The sequence below is a fragment of the Sphingomonas hankookensis genome, assembly GCF_001619955.1.
Lineage (GTDB): Bacteria > Pseudomonadota > Alphaproteobacteria > Sphingomonadales > Sphingomonadaceae > Sphingomonas > Sphingomonas hankookensis_A.
Genome location: NZ_LQQO01000002.1, coordinates 88,865 through 105,104, shown reverse-complemented (window position 1 = coordinate 105,104; position 16,240 = coordinate 88,865). Strand labels below are relative to the sequence as shown.

The 16,240-nt window shown below is 67.5% G+C and carries 14 protein-coding genes; 7 read left to right on the top strand and 7 right to left on the bottom strand.

What is annotated here, in order from left to right:
• Window positions 1–93 precede the first annotated feature (93 nt).
• Both AVT10_RS03200 and AVT10_RS03195 read right to left on the bottom strand, forming a co-directional pair.
• The gene (locus AVT10_RS03200; protein WP_232307854.1) at window positions 94–3,489 is read right to left on the bottom strand and encodes an acyl-[ACP]--phospholipid O-acyltransferase; all 3,396 of its coding nucleotides are present in this window, start codon (window positions 3,487–3,489) and stop codon (window positions 94–96) included.
• A gap of 108 nt (window positions 3,490–3,597) precedes the next feature.
• Window positions 3,598–5,268, bottom strand: a complete 1,671-nt coding sequence (locus AVT10_RS03195) for an MFS transporter (RefSeq protein ID WP_066688293.1) — start codon at window positions 5,266–5,268, stop codon at window positions 3,598–3,600.
• 77 nt (window positions 5,269–5,345) lie between these two features.
• Here AVT10_RS03195 and AVT10_RS03190 point away from each other — a divergent pair, with 77 nt between their 5' ends.
• A complete protein-coding gene (locus tag AVT10_RS03190; protein WP_126014198.1) occupies window positions 5,346–5,657 on the top strand; it encodes a DUF167 domain-containing protein in 312 nt (103 codons plus the stop codon).
• A 313-nt stretch (window positions 5,658–5,970) separates the two neighbouring features.
• Here AVT10_RS03190 and AVT10_RS03185 read toward each other — a convergent pair whose 3' ends face one another.
• From AVT10_RS03185 to AVT10_RS03175, 3 genes are read right to left on the bottom strand one after another with little or no spacing between them, the layout of a single operon-like run.
• On the bottom strand, window positions 5,971–7,134 hold the full coding sequence (locus tag AVT10_RS03185; RefSeq protein ID WP_066688290.1) for a glutathionylspermidine synthase family protein: 1,164 nt from the start codon (window positions 7,132–7,134) through the stop codon (window positions 5,971–5,973).
• The gene (locus tag AVT10_RS03180; protein ID WP_066688289.1) at window positions 7,134–7,877 is read right to left on the bottom strand and encodes a PspA/IM30 family protein; all 744 of its coding nucleotides are present in this window, start codon (window positions 7,875–7,877) and stop codon (window positions 7,134–7,136) included. Before AVT10_RS03180 ends, AVT10_RS03185 begins: the two co-directional genes overlap by 1 nt.
• 13 nt (window positions 7,878–7,890) lie before the next feature.
• Window positions 7,891–8,322 (bottom strand): YjfI family protein, encoded by a 432-nt coding sequence (locus AVT10_RS03175; protein WP_066688287.1) that lies wholly within the window; start codon window positions 8,320–8,322, stop codon window positions 7,891–7,893.
• 95 nt (window positions 8,323–8,417) lie between these two features.
• Here AVT10_RS03175 and AVT10_RS03170 point away from each other — a divergent pair, with 95 nt between their 5' ends.
• The 4 genes from AVT10_RS03170 to AVT10_RS03155 are packed head-to-tail and all read left to right on the top strand — an operon-like array spanning window position 8,418 to window position 11,117.
• Window positions 8,418–9,422, top strand: coding sequence for a potassium channel protein (locus AVT10_RS03170; protein WP_066688285.1), 1,005 nt, complete (start codon window positions 8,418–8,420; stop codon window positions 9,420–9,422).
• The gene (locus AVT10_RS03165; RefSeq protein WP_198158485.1) at window positions 9,419–10,057 is read left to right on the top strand and encodes a DUF2491 family protein; all 639 of its coding nucleotides are present in this window, start codon (window positions 9,419–9,421) and stop codon (window positions 10,055–10,057) included. Before AVT10_RS03170 ends, AVT10_RS03165 begins: the two co-directional genes overlap by 4 nt.
• A gap of 11 nt (window positions 10,058–10,068) precedes the next feature.
• Window positions 10,069–10,482 carry a DUF350 domain-containing protein gene (locus AVT10_RS03160; RefSeq protein WP_066688279.1) on the top strand — a complete coding sequence of 138 codons (414 nt, stop codon included), beginning with the start codon at window positions 10,069–10,071 and terminating at the stop codon, window positions 10,480–10,482.
• Between the two features lie 11 nt (window positions 10,483–10,493).
• On the top strand, window positions 10,494–11,117 hold the full coding sequence (locus AVT10_RS03155) for a DUF1190 domain-containing protein (RefSeq protein ID WP_066688277.1): 624 nt from the start codon (window positions 10,494–10,496) through the stop codon (window positions 11,115–11,117).
• 237 nt (window positions 11,118–11,354) lie between these two features.
• Here the strand turns inward: AVT10_RS03155 and AVT10_RS03150 are convergent, their stop codons facing one another.
• Window positions 11,355–11,825 (bottom strand): low molecular weight protein-tyrosine-phosphatase, encoded by a 471-nt coding sequence (locus tag AVT10_RS03150; RefSeq protein WP_066688275.1) that lies wholly within the window; start codon window positions 11,823–11,825, stop codon window positions 11,355–11,357.
• Between the two features lie 211 nt (window positions 11,826–12,036).
• Here AVT10_RS03150 and AVT10_RS03145 point away from each other — a divergent pair, with 211 nt between their 5' ends.
• Together AVT10_RS03145 and AVT10_RS03140 are read left to right on the top strand one after the other, a co-directional pair.
• The gene (locus tag AVT10_RS03145) at window positions 12,037–14,115 is read left to right on the top strand and encodes a carbon starvation CstA family protein (protein ID WP_066688271.1); all 2,079 of its coding nucleotides are present in this window, start codon (window positions 12,037–12,039) and stop codon (window positions 14,113–14,115) included.
• Window positions 14,099–14,287: a YbdD/YjiX family protein gene (locus AVT10_RS03140; protein ID WP_066688269.1), complete on the top strand. Its 189-nt coding sequence runs from the start codon at window positions 14,099–14,101 to the stop codon at window positions 14,285–14,287. The genes AVT10_RS03145 and AVT10_RS03140 overlap by 17 nt, the downstream gene beginning before the upstream one ends.
• 260 nt (window positions 14,288–14,547) lie before the next feature.
• Here AVT10_RS03140 and AVT10_RS03135 read toward each other — a convergent pair whose 3' ends face one another.
• Entirely contained in the window at window positions 14,548–16,203 is a 1,656-nt protein-coding gene (locus AVT10_RS03135; RefSeq protein WP_066688267.1) for an MFS transporter, read from the bottom strand.
• Window positions 16,204–16,240: the final 37 nt, after the last annotated feature.

Sequence of the window (16,240 nt, the reverse complement as noted above, 5' to 3'; positions counted from 1 at the left end):
TTCCAGCGCAAAGGTTACACCCAACCCTTTGAAATAAAACGAAACCACCCCCGACAAAAACCGAACGCACCGCAACCTTCGCCAACTTCCGCGCTACCCGGCGGCCATCGCCCCCATCGTCACATAATCCAGCTTCCCCGTGCCCAGCACCGGCAGCGCATCCACCATCCGCACGTCGCGCGGCAGCGCCAGTTCGGACACCCCGTTCGCCCGGCCCCACGCCGACAGCTCTCCCGCCGCCGCCCCGGCCTGCGTCGTGAACAGCACCAGCTGCTCGCCCTTCCTCGCATCCGGTCGGGTCACCACCGCATGTTCCGCCCCCGGCCAGACCTTCGCCGCATAGCCCTCGACCGCCGGCAACGACACCATCTCGCCGCCGATCTTGGCGAAGCGCTTGGCCCGCCCGCGGATCGTGACGAACCCCGCCTCGTCGATCGTCACGATGTCGCCGGTATCGTGCCAGCCCTCCTCCGGCGGCTGTACCACGCCCGGCGCCTCGACCTTCAGATACCCCGCCATCACGTTCGCCCCCCGGATCGCCAGCCTTGCGCCCTCCGCGATCCCCGGCACCGGCTCCAGCCGCGCCTCGATCCCCGGCAGCAGCCGCCCGACGCTCCCCGCCTTGAAGTGCATCGGCGTGTTGACCGCGATCACCGGCGCCGCCTCGGTCGCGCCATAGCCCTCCATGATGCGCAGCCCGAACTTCTCGGCATAGACCGCCCGCGTCTCCGGCCGCACCCGCTCCGCGCCCGCAAAGATGTAGCGCAGCGCATAGAAATCATAGCCATGCGCCATCCGCGCATAGCCCGACAGGAAGGTGTCGGTCCCGAACAGGATTGTCGCATTGGCATCATAGGCCAGCGCCGGCACGATCCGGTAATGCAGCGGGCTGGGATACAGCACCGTCTTCACCCCCGACAGCACCGGCAGCAACGTACCCCCGGTCAACCCGAAGCTGTGGAATACCGGCAGCGCGTTCAGTACCACGTCCGCCCGGTTGAAATCGATCCGCGACGACAGCTGCAGACAGTTGCTCAGCAGGTTGCGATGGGTCAGCACCACCCCCTTCGGCACCCCCTCCGACCCGCTGGTGAACAGGATGACGGCGGGCGCGTCCGCTGCCACCCGCTGCCGCCGGTGCAACCGCCCCGCCATCCGCGACCGGACCAGCGCCATGATCTTCGCCCCCGCGCCGATCGTCTCCCGGATATCCTCCAGATAGCGGACCTTGATCCCCTCCCCGGCCAGCCCGGCAACGACCTCGCCCAGCTTCGCTTGGCTGACGAATGCCCGCGCGGTGATGACCGTCCGGATCTGCGCCGAGGTGCACGCCGCCCGCAAATTGGCGAGGCCGGCGGTATAGTTCAGCATCGCCGGCACCCGTCCCGTCGCCTGCAACGCGAAGAAGGTGATGACCACCCCATTGACGTTGGGCAGCAACACCCCGACCGCCTCGCCCTTGGCCGTCCCGGCGGCCAGCGGCCGTGCCAGCGCCTGTGTCCCCGTTATCAGCCGGTCATAGGTCAGCGGCACGCGCTGCACATCCTCGACCACGCCCATGTCCGCGCCATGCAGGTGCCGCGCATCGATCAGCGCGTCGTACAGCGTGCGGTCGGTATCCGACGTCGCGAAGATCATCTCGCTCATCACGTCGTACAGCCGCCGCCCGGCAATCGCCCGCCGCTCGCGCGCGCTCATCCCCTCGGGCAGCTGGAACCGGCACGGCGGCAGCACCGTCAACTCGATCTTCGGGAACCAGTGCAGCCGCGCCTTCCCCTTCAGGCGCGAGAAGCGGCTATATTGCGCCCCGTCGATCCTGACCGGCACGATCGGCGCATCGGCGCGGTCGGCGACCATGCCGGGGCCGTCGAAAATCTTCATCAACGCGCCGGTGACGGTGATCCGCCCCTCGGGGAAGATCACCAAAGTCCGCCCCTCGCGCACCGCCTTCACCATCGCCTTGGCCGACATCGGGTTGGTCGGATCGACCGGGAATGCGTCGAACAGTTTCAGCAGCGGCTGCATCCACCACGCCTGCGCGAACCGGCTGTGGATCGCGAAGGTCGGCTTGCCCGGCAGGAACGCCGCCAGCAGCAGCCCGTCGAGGAACGACACATGGTTGACCACCACCACCGCCCGCTCGCCCGGCGCCGGCATGTTCTCGACCCCCGCCACCTCCACGCGATAGGCGATGCGCAGCAGCATCCGCACGACGGACTTGAACACCGTCTCCGGCAACAGCCAGCACGAGATCAGCGCGATCGACAGCGTGGCGAACCCCAGCGCCCCGAAGATGCCCGGCACGCTGCTCCCGCCCGCCAGCATCGCCGTCACCACCGCGACCATCAGCACGGTGACGATCGCGTTGATGACATTGTTCGCCGCGATGATCTGCGAGCGCTTCTCCGGCGCACTCCACGTCTGGAGGATGGCGTAGAGCGGCACCACGAACACCCCGCCCGACAGCGCGATGCCGGCCAGATCGACCAGCAGATGCCAGCTGCCCGGCGTCGCCACGAACGCGGCGATGTCCGCCCCCGGCGTCTCCACTACGAACCGCCCGCTGGTCAGCCACAGGTCGATCAGGAACACCGACAGCCCGATCGCCGCGACCGGCACGTAGCGCGCCGACACCTCGCCCTTCAGCAACCGGTTGACCAGCAGCGACCCCGCCGCGACCGACAGGCTGAACACCGCCAGGAACAGCGTCACCACCTCCGGTGCGGCGTTCAGCGTACCCGCGACCAGCGGCGCGAACTCCGACAGCACGACCGCGCCGACCGAAAAGAACCAGCTGATCCCCAGGATCGCCAGCCACACGCCCCGCCCGCCATGCGCCGCGCGCAGGATCGCCCAGGTGCTGCGAAACGGATTGAGGTCGATCCGCATATCGGGCGCCGCCGACGGCGCGCTCGGCACCGCCAGCGCGGCGAGGAATCCCAGCACCGCGAACCCGAACGCCGCGACACCCGCTTCCCATGGCGGAACGATCCCGCCGACCAGCTGCCCCGTCAGGATCGCGACGAACGTCCCCGCCTCGACTAGCCCTGTCCCGCCCATCAGCTCATGCGCGCGCAAATGCTGTGGTAGGATCGAATATTTGACCGGTCCGAAAATCGTCGAATGCACGCCCATCAGGAACAGGCAGGTCAGCAGTACGGGCACCGATTCGATCCAGAATCCGCCCAGCGCCAGCGCCATGATGGCGATCTCCGCGCCCTTCACCGCTCGGATCAGCCACGCCTTGTTCCACGCATCCGCCATCTGCCCGGCAAGGCCGGAGAACAGGAAATAGGGCAGGATGAACAGGCCGGTCGACACCGTCGCCAGCGTCGCCGCCTTCGCCGGATCGGCGCGGTACAGCGTGAAGTTGGCGAGGAACAGCAACGCGAACTTCAACAGATTGTCGTTCATCGCCGTCAGGAACTGCACGGTAAACAACGGTGCGTAACGACGCCGGGTCAGCAGCGAGAAATCGGGTGCGGACATGCCTTTACCCCAAACGGGTTCAACCTGGGTCCGCGACGCGGACATGCACGCATAGCCGCGCCTCGAACCGTCCGCGTCAAGCTATCATAAAAATAACAGTGTTCAATATCAGTTCGACCGGGTCGGATCGGTCAGCGGATCGGCCATCTCGCGCGGGGTGGACAGACGGCTGATCGGCAGCGATCCGGTCTGGCGCTCGATCATGCGGTGCACGCGTGGCGGACCGTCGCCCCGGTGCAGCGCCAGCAGCGCCTCGCTGTTCGCCCGGTCCGCCTCGGTCCGGCGCTGGTTGTGGCGGATATAGTCGAGCCAGGTCGACACATGATAGCGTTCGATCCACAGCTCGGGATCGTTCAGGTCGCGCAGCAACGCCCAGTGATGCGCCCCGTCGCGCCGCCGGATGCGCCGCCGTTCGTTCATCACGCTCAGGAAGGTCATCACATCCTCCTGCGCGATGCGATAGTCGATCGTGACCACCACCGGGCCGGAGCGCGCCTCCACCGGCACCTCGGTATCCGGCGTCTCCCAGCCGCGCGGGGCGAGATTGGCGGTCTCGATATCGCGCAACGGCAGCCTGAACCCGGCGACGACGCTCAGCATCTGCACCGCGGCCGCCGCCAGCAACGCCTCCTGCACGCCCGACCGTTCGGCGAGCGATCCGAACAGCCAGCTGCCGATGGTCATCCCGCCGAACGCCGACATCTGGTACAGCGCCAGTGCCCGCGCCACGACCCAGCGCGGCGCCGCCATCTGGACCGATACGTTGAAGGTGCTGAGCGCCGACACCCACCCCGCCCCGGCCAGCACCAGCGCGACCAGCGTCAGCGGCAACCACGGGCTGATCGCCACGATCGCCCCGCCGCTTGCCAGCACGGTGGCCGCGACCCGCACCAGCCGCTCCGGGCTCCAGCGCCGCCGCAACCGCACGCTGCCCAGCGCGCCCAGCACCGCACCCGCCCCGAACCCGCCGAGCAGCGCGCCATAGGTCAACGGCCCGCCGGTCACCAGATCGCGCGCGACCAGCGGCATCATCGCCGGCACCGCGCTGGCGGCGATGCCGAACAGGGCGGCGCGCATCAGCACCGTGCGCAGCGACGGCGACATGCGGACGTAGCGAACCCCCGCCGCCATCGCGAGGCCCAGCGTCTCGCGCGGCAGCAGGCGCGGCGCATAGTCCGGCTTCCACCGCGCCAGCACCGCGATCAGCCCGATATAGCTGAGCGCATTGGTCAGGAACGCCGCTGCCGCCCCCGCCGCCGCGACGATCGCCCCGCCTAACGCCGGGCCCACGCTGCGCGCGATGTTGAAGCCCATCGAATTGAGAGCGACCGCGCTGGGCAGGACGCTGCGCGGCACCATGTCGCCGACCGATGCCTGCCACGCCGGCCCGTTGATCGCCGTGCCGCACCCGATCAGAAAGGTGAACGACAGCAGCAGCCATGGGGACAGCCACCCCAGCCACGCGCAGACTGCCAGGGCGACCGACACGGTCAGCATGAAGCTCTGCGCGGCCAGCATCACGCGCCGCCGGTCGAGATTGTCGGCGACCGCCCCGGCCCAGAGCGACAGCAGCATGATCGGCAGCGTGGTCGATGCCTGGACCAGCGCGATCATCTGCGGCGACGCGGCCAGCGACGTCATCATCCACGACGCGCCGACCGACTGGATCAGCCCGCCGAAGTTCGATGCCATCGACGCGATCCAGATGGCGCGAAAGATCGGGATCGACAACGGCGAGCTATGCGTCGCGGTCGCGGTCGTTACGGGTGAGGATGCCATGACGGGTGAATGCGCCGCGCGCCGCTTTGTGCCAAGCGACTTGCATCCTCGGCCGCCGCGACGGCAAGGGTTGGGCGATGCGCGATCCCTTCACCCTCGACACCAACGGCGCCACGCTGACGATCCGCGCCACGCCGAAGGCGTCGAAGACGGCGGTCACCGGCGTCGTGGCGCTGGAAGGCGACACGACCGCGCTCGGCCTGCGGGTGGCCGCCCCGCCGGTCGACGGCGCAGCGAATGACGAGGTGGTGCGCTTCGTCGCGAAGCAGCTGCGGGTCGGGCGAGGATCGGTGACTTTGGTTGCGGGGCAACCTAGCCGGGTGAAAAGGCTGCGGATCGTGGGGAATGTGGTGGCGTTGGAGGCCGCGTTGCGGGCACTCCTGTCTTAATCGTCATTCCCGCACCCTGATCGTCATTCCCGCGAAGGCGGGAATCCATACACGCAACGCTGCGGCTCCATCATGATCGTCAGCGGCAATGGGTGCCCGCCTCCGCGGGAACGACGGAGTGGGTGACGCACCGCCGCGCCCCCATCGTCATCCCGGCGGAGGCCGGGATCCATTGTGTCGGGCGGCATCGACAAAAACGCTACGTGGCACATCCATGGATTCCGGCCTACGCCGGAATGACGGAGCGTTTGCGGAGAGCGAACCCGCGACCCACCATGCCGGAACGACGGAGCGTGTGAGAGAACCGCCCCCCTCAAACAATCGCATGCGGCACGAACCGCGCCAGATCGCGCGTGATCGGCCCGTCATCCTCGCGCACCGACAGCGCGACCGCCTCGTCGCCGACGATCCACGATCCGACCACCGCATGATTGCCATCGAACACCGGCAACCGCGCCAGCGCCTGCACGACATGCCCCTCCTCGCCATAGCCGCCATCCGGCCCGCGCGCGGTGGTGCTGCCATCGACCAGTTCGATATCCCAGCCCTCGCGCGAAAAGATCGGCTTGCGCACATAGGCATCGCCAATCTCCGCCAGCGCCGCCGCATCATCGGCAAAGGCGGCGGGCAGCAGGTTCGGGTGCCCCTTATGCCGCTGCCACAACAGCGGCAAAATCCCCTTGTTCGACAGCAACGCCTTCCACGCAGGCTCCAAGAACAGCGTCTTCGTCGCCGCCAGTTGCTTGGCGTACGGCTCGCGCAGCATATCCTCCCACGGATACAGCTTGAACAGCGCCGCGATCAGCACGTCGTCGCCATCGACGAACGCGCCGTCGCCGTCGACGCCGATCCGGTCGATCGCGACGAACGCCGGGTCCAGCCCCGCCTGCCGCGCGACATCCTCCAGATAGCGGACCGTCTGGCGATCCTCGACATGATCGTCGACCGACGCGAAATGCACCGTGCTGCCGCGCGTGAACAGCGCGCCGAAGCGCTCGACCAGCGCATCGTGCAGCCGGTTATACTGGTCGGCGCCGGCCGGCAGCGTGCCGTCGGCGATGCGATCCTCCAGCCATTGCCACTGGAACAGCGCGGTTTCGAAGATGCTGGTCGGGGTGTCGGCGTTATATTCCAGCAGCTTGGCCGGACCGGAACCGTCAAACGCGAAATCGAACCGCCCGTAGAGCGACGGCGCATGTGCCTTCCATGACGCCGCCACCACGTCGCGCATATCGTCGGGAATGGCGAGGCGGTGCATCAGCGCGTCGCTGCCGACCACCTCGTCCACCAGATCGCGGCACAGCGCATGGAGTTCGGCGCTGGGGCCTTCGATCCCCTGCTCCACCTCGTCGAGCGAGAAGGCGTACCACGCCTCCTCCTCCCAATATTTCTGCCCGTCCTGATGGTGGAAGGTGAATCCCATCCGCTCGGCGGTCGCCCGCCAGTCGGGACGGGGGGCGACCGTGCGGCGTTCCATCAATCGCGCCCGATCGTCCCGCCGTCGCGCGTGCCGTCCGACAGGCGCGGCGCGGCGTCCTTGGGCTGCGACAGGCGCGCGAGGATGTCGTCGGCGCTGCTATGGCCGGGCAGCAGCCCCGCCGCCTGCAGCTTCGCATCGAGGTCGGCGCCGGTGCGCATGTCCTCCAGCTCGGCCTGCGCCTTGAACTTCTCCTCGCGGATCGCCTGGCGTTCCTTCAACCGCGCCAGGCTGTCCGCCGCCGACCCCAGCGACGCCGTCGCCCCGCCATAACTGCTGGCGACCGAGGCCTGCGCCTTCTGCACGCTCTCGTTCGCGCGGACGACGTCGACCTCGCGGCGCAGCGCGTCGATCTTGCTGTCGCCGGTCTTGATGATGCCGCGGATCTTGTCCTCGGCCGCGCGCATGTCGGCGATCTGCGGCGTCTTGGTCGACTGTTCCTGCTCGATCGTGGCGAGACGCTGGGCGACTTCGCGCGCCAGGTCCATGTCGCCGCGCGCCATCGCCGCGCGGGCCGACGATTCATACTTGTCGCGCTGCGACGTCAGCGCCTCCAGCTCCTTTTCCATCATCCGCCGCTTGGCGGTCAGCGTCGCCAGATCGTCGCGCGCCTTCGCCTGCAGCGATCCGGCGTCGCGGATCTGCTGGTCGAGGATCGTCAGCGCCTTGGCATCGACGATCGACTGGCCGGTTTCATGCGCGGTGCCGCGGACCAGCGCGACCAGATTCTTCCACATCGACATCGACTAAACTCCGTTACGCGGCAAATTCGGTGCGCAGCTCGGACGCCGCCTCGATCGCATTCTGCGCCAGCACGCGCAGTTCGATCAGCACGGTACGCAGCGACGATTCGACCGACAGCTCACCCACCAGTTCATAATATTCGCGTCCGCCGACTTCGGCGATGGCGAAATTCGACAGCGGCACCAGCTTCTGCGTCTTTAGCAGGAACCGGTTGAACGCGTGCTGGTCCGCCTGTTCGTCGACCGGCCACAACAGCGTCGACACGATGATCTGCCCACCCGCGACCGAGGCGAAGATGGCGAGGTCACCGAAATGATGCATGGTCAGTTTGAGCACCGGTTCGGCCTGCTCGATCCGCTCGACGCTCAGTTCGTCGGCAAACTCGGCGCCGCGCAGGGCCTCGGCAAGGCCACTGGTCGTCCAGCTACGGGGTGCTTCGTCCATTCATCCCTCCGAAACGCCGGCCCGGTGTGTTGGCCGCGCTTGACACCCCAAGCATAAGGCGCGACCAAAAAGCAAGGTGCGGGGGCAGTCGAGGAATGAAGCCATTCAGTCTGGGCGCTTATCTTCGCCGGCTCTATCTCGCGGCCAGCGAACTGCATCGCGGGGTGCTGCTCGCGCTGCTGGTGCTGCACATGACGATCTCGTGGGAGTTGCTGTCCTTCGCCGGCGAAACCGACCTGCTGCGCCCTTCGGCCTATCTCTACTGGTATGCGACGACCGCCTCGACGGTCGGTTACGGCGACCTGTCGCCGAAATCGGATGCCGGGCGGGTGGTCACCGCGCTGTTCGTCATGCCCGGCGCGATCGCTTTGTTCACCGTGTCGATCGCGCGTGCCTTTGCCGGGGTGTCGGCGCGCTGGCGTCGGCGGCGTCTGGGGTTGGGGGACTATAAGGCGATGCGTGGTCATATCGTCCTCGTCGGCTACGACCCCGACCGCACGCCCCGCATGATCGCGGAGATCGTCGCCGACGGGCAGGGTCACGAACTGGTGCTGGTCGCGACGCAGGAATTGGCGGTCGACGCCGCGACCCACCGCTTCGTGCGCGTCCCCTCGCTCACCGCCCCCGCCGACCTGCGCCGCGCCGGAGTCGCTACCGCCGAGCGGGTCATCGTCTACGGCCCGTCCGACCCGGACACGCTGGCGGCGACGCTGGCGGTCACCGCGCTCAACGAAACCGGTCATGTCGTCTGCTTCCTGCGCGATGCCGACACCGCCGGGCTGCTCGCCGCGCATTGCCCGCAGGTGGAGGTCGTGCTGACCCCGACCGTCGAACTGGTCGTAAAGGCACTGAGCGACCCCGGCTCCAGCCGCCTGATCGCCCAGCTCGCCAGCCATACCGACGATGGCGGCACGCTCTATGCCACCACCGCGCGCACCGCCGGCAGCTTCGACGAAGCCGCCCGCGATCTGCGCGCAAGGGGCGGAATTTTGGTCGCCAGCTGTGGCGCAGGACAGAATTCGCCGGTATTCGACCCCGACGGTCAGGTCGCGGCCGGCGACCGGCTGTTCTACATCGCGCGCACAAGGATCGCGGCATGATTTTCGGCAGCCTGTTCGGCGGCGCTCCCAAGGACGAAACCCCCGCCGTGGCGGTGGTCCGCAACATCACCATCGGGCGGCAGGTGCGGTTGGACGTGCTGGCCTGGCGGCGGCTGACCGGTGCGGCCTTCACCCTCGAGCGCGACACGCTGGAAATCACCGCGCAGGGGCTGATCCGGCTGGATGATGGCAGCCATGTCCATCGGTTCTACACCGATGACGAACTGATGTTGCAGGCGGTCAGCCAGCGCGCCGACGGGTCGGACGCCGACGACTTCACGCTGTTCCGCCCCTGGTCGTCGACCTATCCGACCGACTGGGCCGATACCGGCGCGTTCCGGGGCCGCCTGTCGCAGCCGGTGTGGGATGAACCCGGCCTCGCCCGCTTCGACCGTTTCTGGTACCCCGACGACGACCGCGTACAGCCGCCGGTCGAACTCTGGGAAGCGGTGTATGAGGAACGCACCGCCCGCCCGGTCCGCCATATCAAGCAGACCTGCATGCTCTATGCCCGCGAGGTCCCGCCCGAAGGACAGGAACTGCTGCTCGCGCTGGCGATGCAGCCCGAGGGCGGCGACCTGACGCACGAAATCATGGTCGGGCTGCCGCTGCTGCCTGCCGAATTCAACGCCTGAAGGGGAACGGGATGTTCGATATTGCCTATTTCATGAACGGGGCGGTGCATTTCATCGTCGCCTTCGGCCTTGCCTGCCTGTTCCTGACCGTCTTCAAATGGCTGTATCAGGTCTCGACCCCCTATGACGAACGCGCGCTGATCTCCGCGAACAACGTCGCGGCGGCGGTGGCGCTGGGCGGCGCGATCATCGGCTTTGCGCTCCCCCTCGCCTCGGCGCTCAGCGTCACGATCAGCGTCGTCGAATTCACCGCCTGGGCGCTGCTGGCGGGCGTGATCCAGATCGTCGCCGCCTTCATCATCCGCCGCGTGATCGTGCGCGACATGGCGGCGCGGATCGAAGGCGGCAACGTCGCCAGCGCGATCTACAGCGCGGCGACCTCGATCGGCGTCGGGCTGCTCAACGCCGCGTCGATGACCTATTGAAGGGCCTGTCCATGACCACCCTGCCCCCCCGCCGCAAACGCTCGGTCGCTGCCGGCCTGACCGCCGTCGGCGCGGTCGCGATGCTGTCGGGCTGCGACGACAATAACGAACAGGCCCGCTTCGGCCCCCCGACCGAGGTCGCGGCGTTCCAGACGGTGCAGCAATGCGTCGACAGCGGCCAGTTCGACCGCGACACCTGCGTCGCCGCCCAGCAAAAGGCGTTCAACGAGGACGGCAAGGCCGCGCCGCGCTTCGACAGCCAGCAATTGTGCGAGGAACAGTTCGGCGCCGCCCAGTGCCAGCGCCGCAGCGAAGGCGGACAGAGCTTCTTCACGCCGCTGCTCACCGGCTTCCTGATCGGGCAGCTCCTCAACAACAATTCGTCGCGCTACACCTATGGCGGCCTCTACCGCGACCGCCGCGACCGCGACGGCGGCTGGTACACCGGCTCGGGCGCCTATCTCAGCCCGAACAACGGCTATCGCTACAATGTCGGCAGCAAGGCGATCACGACCCCGGTCACGACCCAGCGCATCCAGACGCGCAGCTCGGTCGTCTCGCGCGGCGGCTTCGGCGGCCGGGTGAGCGCGCGCTCCAGCGGCGGCTGGGGTGGGGGTCGTTCGTTCGGGGGGTAGTACGTTTTCGGGGGCTGGTCCGACCTGACCGACCTGAACTCCGCCCCCCGACCACGCACGTCACCCAGCGCAGGCTGGGGCCTCTCGCGGCTCCTGTCCCGCGCGGTTACTGAAAGACCCCAGCCTTCGCTGGGGTGACGTGTACGGCCAGGTGACAGGTGTCGCCGCGAAAGTGCGCGCGATCAGGCTGAAATGCGAAGCCTTGATCGCGCGCTCCGCAAACGTCACGCGACGGCCTTACCGCAACCCCGCCATGATCGCCTCCGCCGCCGCCGACACATCGGCCCATGTCACTTCGAACCCGGCGGCATCGCCATAATAGGGATCGGCCACCGCCTGCCCTGTCCGCCCCGGCACCGCATCCATCAGCAGGCCGATCCGCGCGGTCGCATCCCTCGGCGCGCGCCGCCGCAGCTCCGCCAGATTATCGCCGTCGAGCGCGAGGATATCGGTGAACCGCCGATAATCCGCCGCCGTCACCTGCCGCGCGCGATAGCCCGAAATATCGATGCCATGCGCCCGCGCGACCGCCTGCGACCGCGGATCGGGCGGGTTCCCGACATGCCACGCCCCGGTCCCGGCGGAATCGACGGTGATCGCCACCCCCGCCCGCGCCGCCGCATCGCGCAGCGCCGCCTCGGCAAGTGGCGAGCGGCAGATATTGCCGAGGCAGACGAGCAGGAAAGAGCGGTTGGGTGGTTTCGGCATAGTCCTCTCCATACCCGTTCGGTTCGAGCAGCTTCGAGCTTGTCGAGAAGCGTCCGTCGAGAACTCGGTCGCTTGGGGCACCCCCTTCTCGACTTCGGTTCTCGACAAGCTCGAACCTGCGCTCGAAGCAAACGGGTGAACCAAGTGTGACGAAACCCTTGGCATCCCCCGCCCCCTTCCGCCAATAGTATCCCAAACAGGGGAGACGCCGATGGCAACCGCAACCACACCGATCGCACCGACCACCGCGCGCGAACGGATCGGCTGGGCCGCCGTGGCGATCGTCGGCGCCATCGCGCTCGGCTGGATCGCGCTGATGCGCGGCGAACCGGTCAACGCGCTGTGGATCGTGGTCGCAGCACTCTGCGTCTACGCCATCGCCTATCGCTTCTACGGCCTGTTCATCGCGTCGCGCGTGCTGCGCGTCGATCCCTCCCGCCCGACCCCGGCGGTGCGCCGCGACGACGGGCTCGATTATGTCCCGACCCATAAGGGCGTGCTGTTCGGCCACCATTTCGCCGCCATCGCCGGCGCCGGCCCGCTGGTCGGCCCGGTGCTCGCCGCGCAGATGGGCTACCTCCCCGGCACGCTCTGGCTGCTCGCCGGGGTCGTGTTCGCAGGCGCCGTGCAGGATTTCCTGATCCTCTATTTCTCCACCCGCCGCGACGCGCGGTCGCTGGGCGACATGATCCGCAGCGAAATGGGGCTGATCCCCGGCACCATCGCGCTGGTCGGCGTGCTGATGATCATGATCATCCTGCTGGCGGTGCTGGCGCTGGTGGTGGTCAAGGCGCTGACCGGCAGTCCCTGGGGCACCTTCACCGTCTTCGCGACCATCCCGATCGCGGTGCTGATGGGCCTCTATGGCCGCTTCCTGCGGCCCGGCAAGATCGCCGAAATGTCGGTGATCGGCTTCGTCCTGCTGATGGCGGCGATCGTCGGCGGCGAGCCGGTGGCGCATTCGCCGGTCTTCGCGCCGATGTTCACCTATTCCGGCCCGGCGCTGGCGCTGATCCTGATGGCATACGGCTTCGTCGCCTCGGTAGCACCCGTCTGGCTGCTGCTGGCCCCGCGCGATTATCTCTCGACCTTCCTCAAGATCGGGGTGATCGCCGGCCTCGCGCTCGGCATCCTCTATGTCCGCCCCGACCTGGAGATGCCCGCTGTCACCCGCTTCATCGACGGCACCGGCCCGGCCTTTTCGGGCAAGCTGTTCCCGTTCCTGTTCATCACCATCGCCTGCGGCGCCGTCTCCGGCTTCCACGCGCTGATCGCCAGCGGCACCACGCCCAAGATGGTGGCGAGCGAGGCCGACCTGCGCTTCATCGGCTATGGCGCGATGCTGACCGAAAGCTTCGTCGCGATCATGGCGCTGATCGCCGCCTGCGTGCTCGATCCGGCCGTCTACTTCGCGATGAACGCCCCGCCCGCGCTGATCGGCACCACCGCGCAATCGGCAGCCAGCGCCATCGCCAACTGGGGCTTCGTCGTCACCCCCGACATGCTCGACCAGCTCGCCCGCGACGTCGGCGAGAGCAGCATCCTGTCGCGCGCCGGCGGTGCCCCCACTCTCGCGGTCGGCATGGCCCACATCCTGAGCCAAGTGATCGGCGGACAGGCGATGATGGCCTTCTGGTATCACTTCGCCATCCTGTTCGAGGCGCTGTTCATCCTGACCACCGTCGATGCCGGCACCCGCGTCGCCCGCTTCATGATCCAGGACCTGCTCGGCAGCTTCATTCCGGCAATGAAGGAGACGCAGAAGCTCGGCCCCAACCTGATCGGCACCGCGCTCGCCGTCGCCGCTTGGGGCTATTTCCTCTACAGCGGCGTCACTGATCCGCTGGGCGGGATCAACACGCTGTGGCCGCTGTTCGGCATCTCGAACCAGATGCTCGCCGCCATCGCGCTGATCCTGTCGACCGTCCTCCTCTTCAAGATGAAGCGCGACCGCTATGCCTGGGTGACGATGGTCCCGACCGCATGGCTGCTGATCTGCACGCTGACGGCGGGGTGGCAGAAGCTGTTCGACGCCAATCCCAAGATCGGCTTCCTCGCCCATGCCAACGTCTTTTCCGAAGCGCTGGCGCGTGGCGATATCCTCGCCCCCGCCAAATCGGCGGCGGAGATGCAGCGGATCATCCTCAACGACCGCATCGACGCCGCGCTGTGCGTGCTGTTCATCGTCGTGGTGCTGTCGATCCTCGCCTATGGCATCGGCGCGATCCGCAAGGCGAAGGCCGTCCCCACCCCCACCACGCAGGAGGTCGGCGATGCGCTTCCTGCATAAGCTGGCGGAGGGGGCGCGGCTGATGGTCGGCGTCCCCGATTACGACCGCTACGTCGCGCATCGCACGGCGCACCACCCCGGCGAACCGATCATGACGCTCAAGGAATTCCACCGCGACCGGGTGGCAAGGCGCTACGGCACCGGCCCCGGCGCCCCGCCAAGATGTTGCTGATCGCGAACCTCTACCCACCGTCACCCCGGACTTGATCCGGGGTCCCGCTTCTTCTGCGGCCGTGGTTGAGAAGCGGGACCCCGGATCAGGCCCGGGGTGACGAAGTTTGCGATGCTCGGACCCGCATCGGCACCTTGCCTAAACCCCAGACACAACCGTACCCCCGCGCAGGCGGGGGTCCAGAGCCAGGCAAACGACGATCGCGTATGCCGCCCTGGACCCCCGCCTGCGCGGGGGTACATCTTGCCAAACGGTCGTACCTAATCCCGGATATTCCGCCGAAACGTCTCTGGCAAAAACAGCACCCCCAGCACCAGCGTCACCACCGCCAGCACCACCGGATACCACAGCCCGTAATAGATATCGCCGGTCGCCGCGACCATCGCGAAGGCGGTCGTCGGCAGGAACCCGCCGAACCAGCCATTGCCGATATGATAGGGCAGCGACATCGACGTATAGCGGATGCGGCTGGGGAACAGTTCGACCAGCAGCGCCGCGATCGGGCCGTACACCATGGTCACCAGGATCACCATGAACCACAGGATCAGCACCACCAGCGGCTTGTTGATCGCCGCCGGATCGGCCTTCGCCGGATAGCCCGCTGCGCTGAGCGCCGACGCGACCTCGCCCTGATAGGCGGTGATCGCCGCCGCCCGCGCCGGTCCGCTCACCTTCGCCGGATCGGGCGCCACCAGCACGCGGTCGCCGACTGCGACGCTCGCGATCGTCCCCGCCGGTGCCTCGACATTGGTGTAGCTGATGCCGTTCTTCGCCAGATAGGATTTGGCGATGTCGCAGCTCTTCGCATCGAACTTGTTGCGCCCGATCGGATCGAACTGGACCGAACAATCCGCGTCATGCGCGGTGACGCGAACCGGCGACGCGACCTGCGCCGCCGCCAGCGCCGGATTGGCGGCATCGGTCAGCGCGCCGAACAGCGGGAAATAGGTGAGTGCCGCAATCGCACAGCCACCCATGATGATCCATTTCCGCCCGATCCTGTCCGACAACCAGCCGAAGAACACGAAGAACGGCGTCCCCAGCGCCAGCGCGATGGCCAGCAGCACGTTCACCGTCGCGCCATCGACCTTCATCATCTTTTCGAGGAAGAACAGGACGTAGAACTGGCCTGTATACCACACCACCGCCTGCCCCATCGCCGCGCCGAACAGCGCGATCAGCACGACCTTCAAATTCGGCCAGCGCAGGAACGCCTCGGTCAGCGGCGCCTTCGACGTCTTGCCCTCTTCCTTCATCTTTAGGAACACGGGGCTTTCCGACAATTGCAGCCGGATCCACATCGATACGCCCAGCAGCAGGATCGACACGAGGAACGGCAGCCGCCACCCGAACCCGCCGAACGTCTCTTCGCCCAGCGCGGTGCGGAACCCGATCACGACCAGCAGCGCCGCGAACAGCCCCATCGTCGCCGTCGTCTGGATGAAGCTGGTGTACAGCCCCCGCTTCCCATCGGGCGCATGTTCCGCGACATAGGTCGCCGCCCCGCCATATTCCCCGCCCAGCGCCAGCCCCTGCAGGATACGCAGCAATACCAGTATCACCGGTGCGGCCACCCCGATGCTGGCATAGCTCGGCAACAGGCCCACCGCGAAGGTCGACAGGCCCATGATCCCCATCGTGACGAGGAACGTGTTCTTGCGCCCGACCAGATCGCCGATCCGCCCGAACACCAGCGCCCCGAACGGCCTGACCGCAAACCCGGCGGCAAATGCGCCCAGCGCCAGGATGAACCCGGTCGTCTCGTTCACGCCCGAAAAGAACTGCTTCGAAATATACGTCGCCAGCAACCCGTACAGGTAGAAGTCGTACCATTCGAACACGGTGCCGAGCGACGACGCCGCGATCACCAGCTTCTCGTTCTGGCCCTTGTGGGGCACGGCTACAGCCTCTGCCATGGCGGCATCCTCTCGTCTTGTCCGGTGCAGTCTGTCG

Excerpts from the sequence above, each read along its gene's own strand:
- AVT10_RS03200 (WP_232307854.1), bottom strand. The coding sequence starts at position 3,489 with ATGTCCGCACCCGATTTCTCGCTGCTGACCCGGCGTCGTTACGCACCG.
- AVT10_RS03195 (WP_066688293.1), bottom strand. The coding sequence starts at position 5,268 with ATGGCATCCTCACCCGTAACGACCGCGACCGCGACGCATAGCTCGCCG.
- AVT10_RS03190 (WP_126014198.1), top strand. The coding sequence starts at position 5,346 with ATGCGCGATCCCTTCACCCTCGACACCAACGGCGCCACGCTGACGATC.
- AVT10_RS03185 (WP_066688290.1), bottom strand. The coding sequence starts at position 7,134 with ATGGAACGCCGCACGGTCGCCCCCCGTCCCGACTGGCGGGCGACCGCC.
- AVT10_RS03180 (WP_066688289.1), bottom strand. The coding sequence starts at position 7,877 with ATGTCGATGTGGAAGAATCTGGTCGCGCTGGTCCGCGGCACCGCGCAT.
- AVT10_RS03175 (WP_066688287.1), bottom strand. The coding sequence starts at position 8,322 with ATGGACGAAGCACCCCGTAGCTGGACGACCAGTGGCCTTGCCGAGGCC.
- AVT10_RS03170 (WP_066688285.1), top strand. The coding sequence starts at position 8,418 with ATGAAGCCATTCAGTCTGGGCGCTTATCTTCGCCGGCTCTATCTCGCG.
- AVT10_RS03165 (WP_198158485.1), top strand. The coding sequence starts at position 9,419 with ATGATTTTCGGCAGCCTGTTCGGCGGCGCTCCCAAGGACGAAACCCCC.
- AVT10_RS03160 (WP_066688279.1), top strand. The coding sequence starts at position 10,069 with ATGTTCGATATTGCCTATTTCATGAACGGGGCGGTGCATTTCATCGTC.
- AVT10_RS03155 (WP_066688277.1), top strand. The coding sequence starts at position 10,494 with ATGACCACCCTGCCCCCCCGCCGCAAACGCTCGGTCGCTGCCGGCCTG.
- AVT10_RS03150 (WP_066688275.1), bottom strand. The coding sequence starts at position 11,825 with ATGCCGAAACCACCCAACCGCTCTTTCCTGCTCGTCTGCCTCGGCAAT.
- AVT10_RS03145 (WP_066688271.1), top strand. The coding sequence starts at position 12,037 with ATGGCAACCGCAACCACACCGATCGCACCGACCACCGCGCGCGAACGG.
- AVT10_RS03140 (WP_066688269.1), top strand. The coding sequence starts at position 14,099 with ATGCGCTTCCTGCATAAGCTGGCGGAGGGGGCGCGGCTGATGGTCGGC.
- AVT10_RS03135 (WP_066688267.1), bottom strand. The coding sequence starts at position 16,203 with ATGGCAGAGGCTGTAGCCGTGCCCCACAAGGGCCAGAACGAGAAGCTG.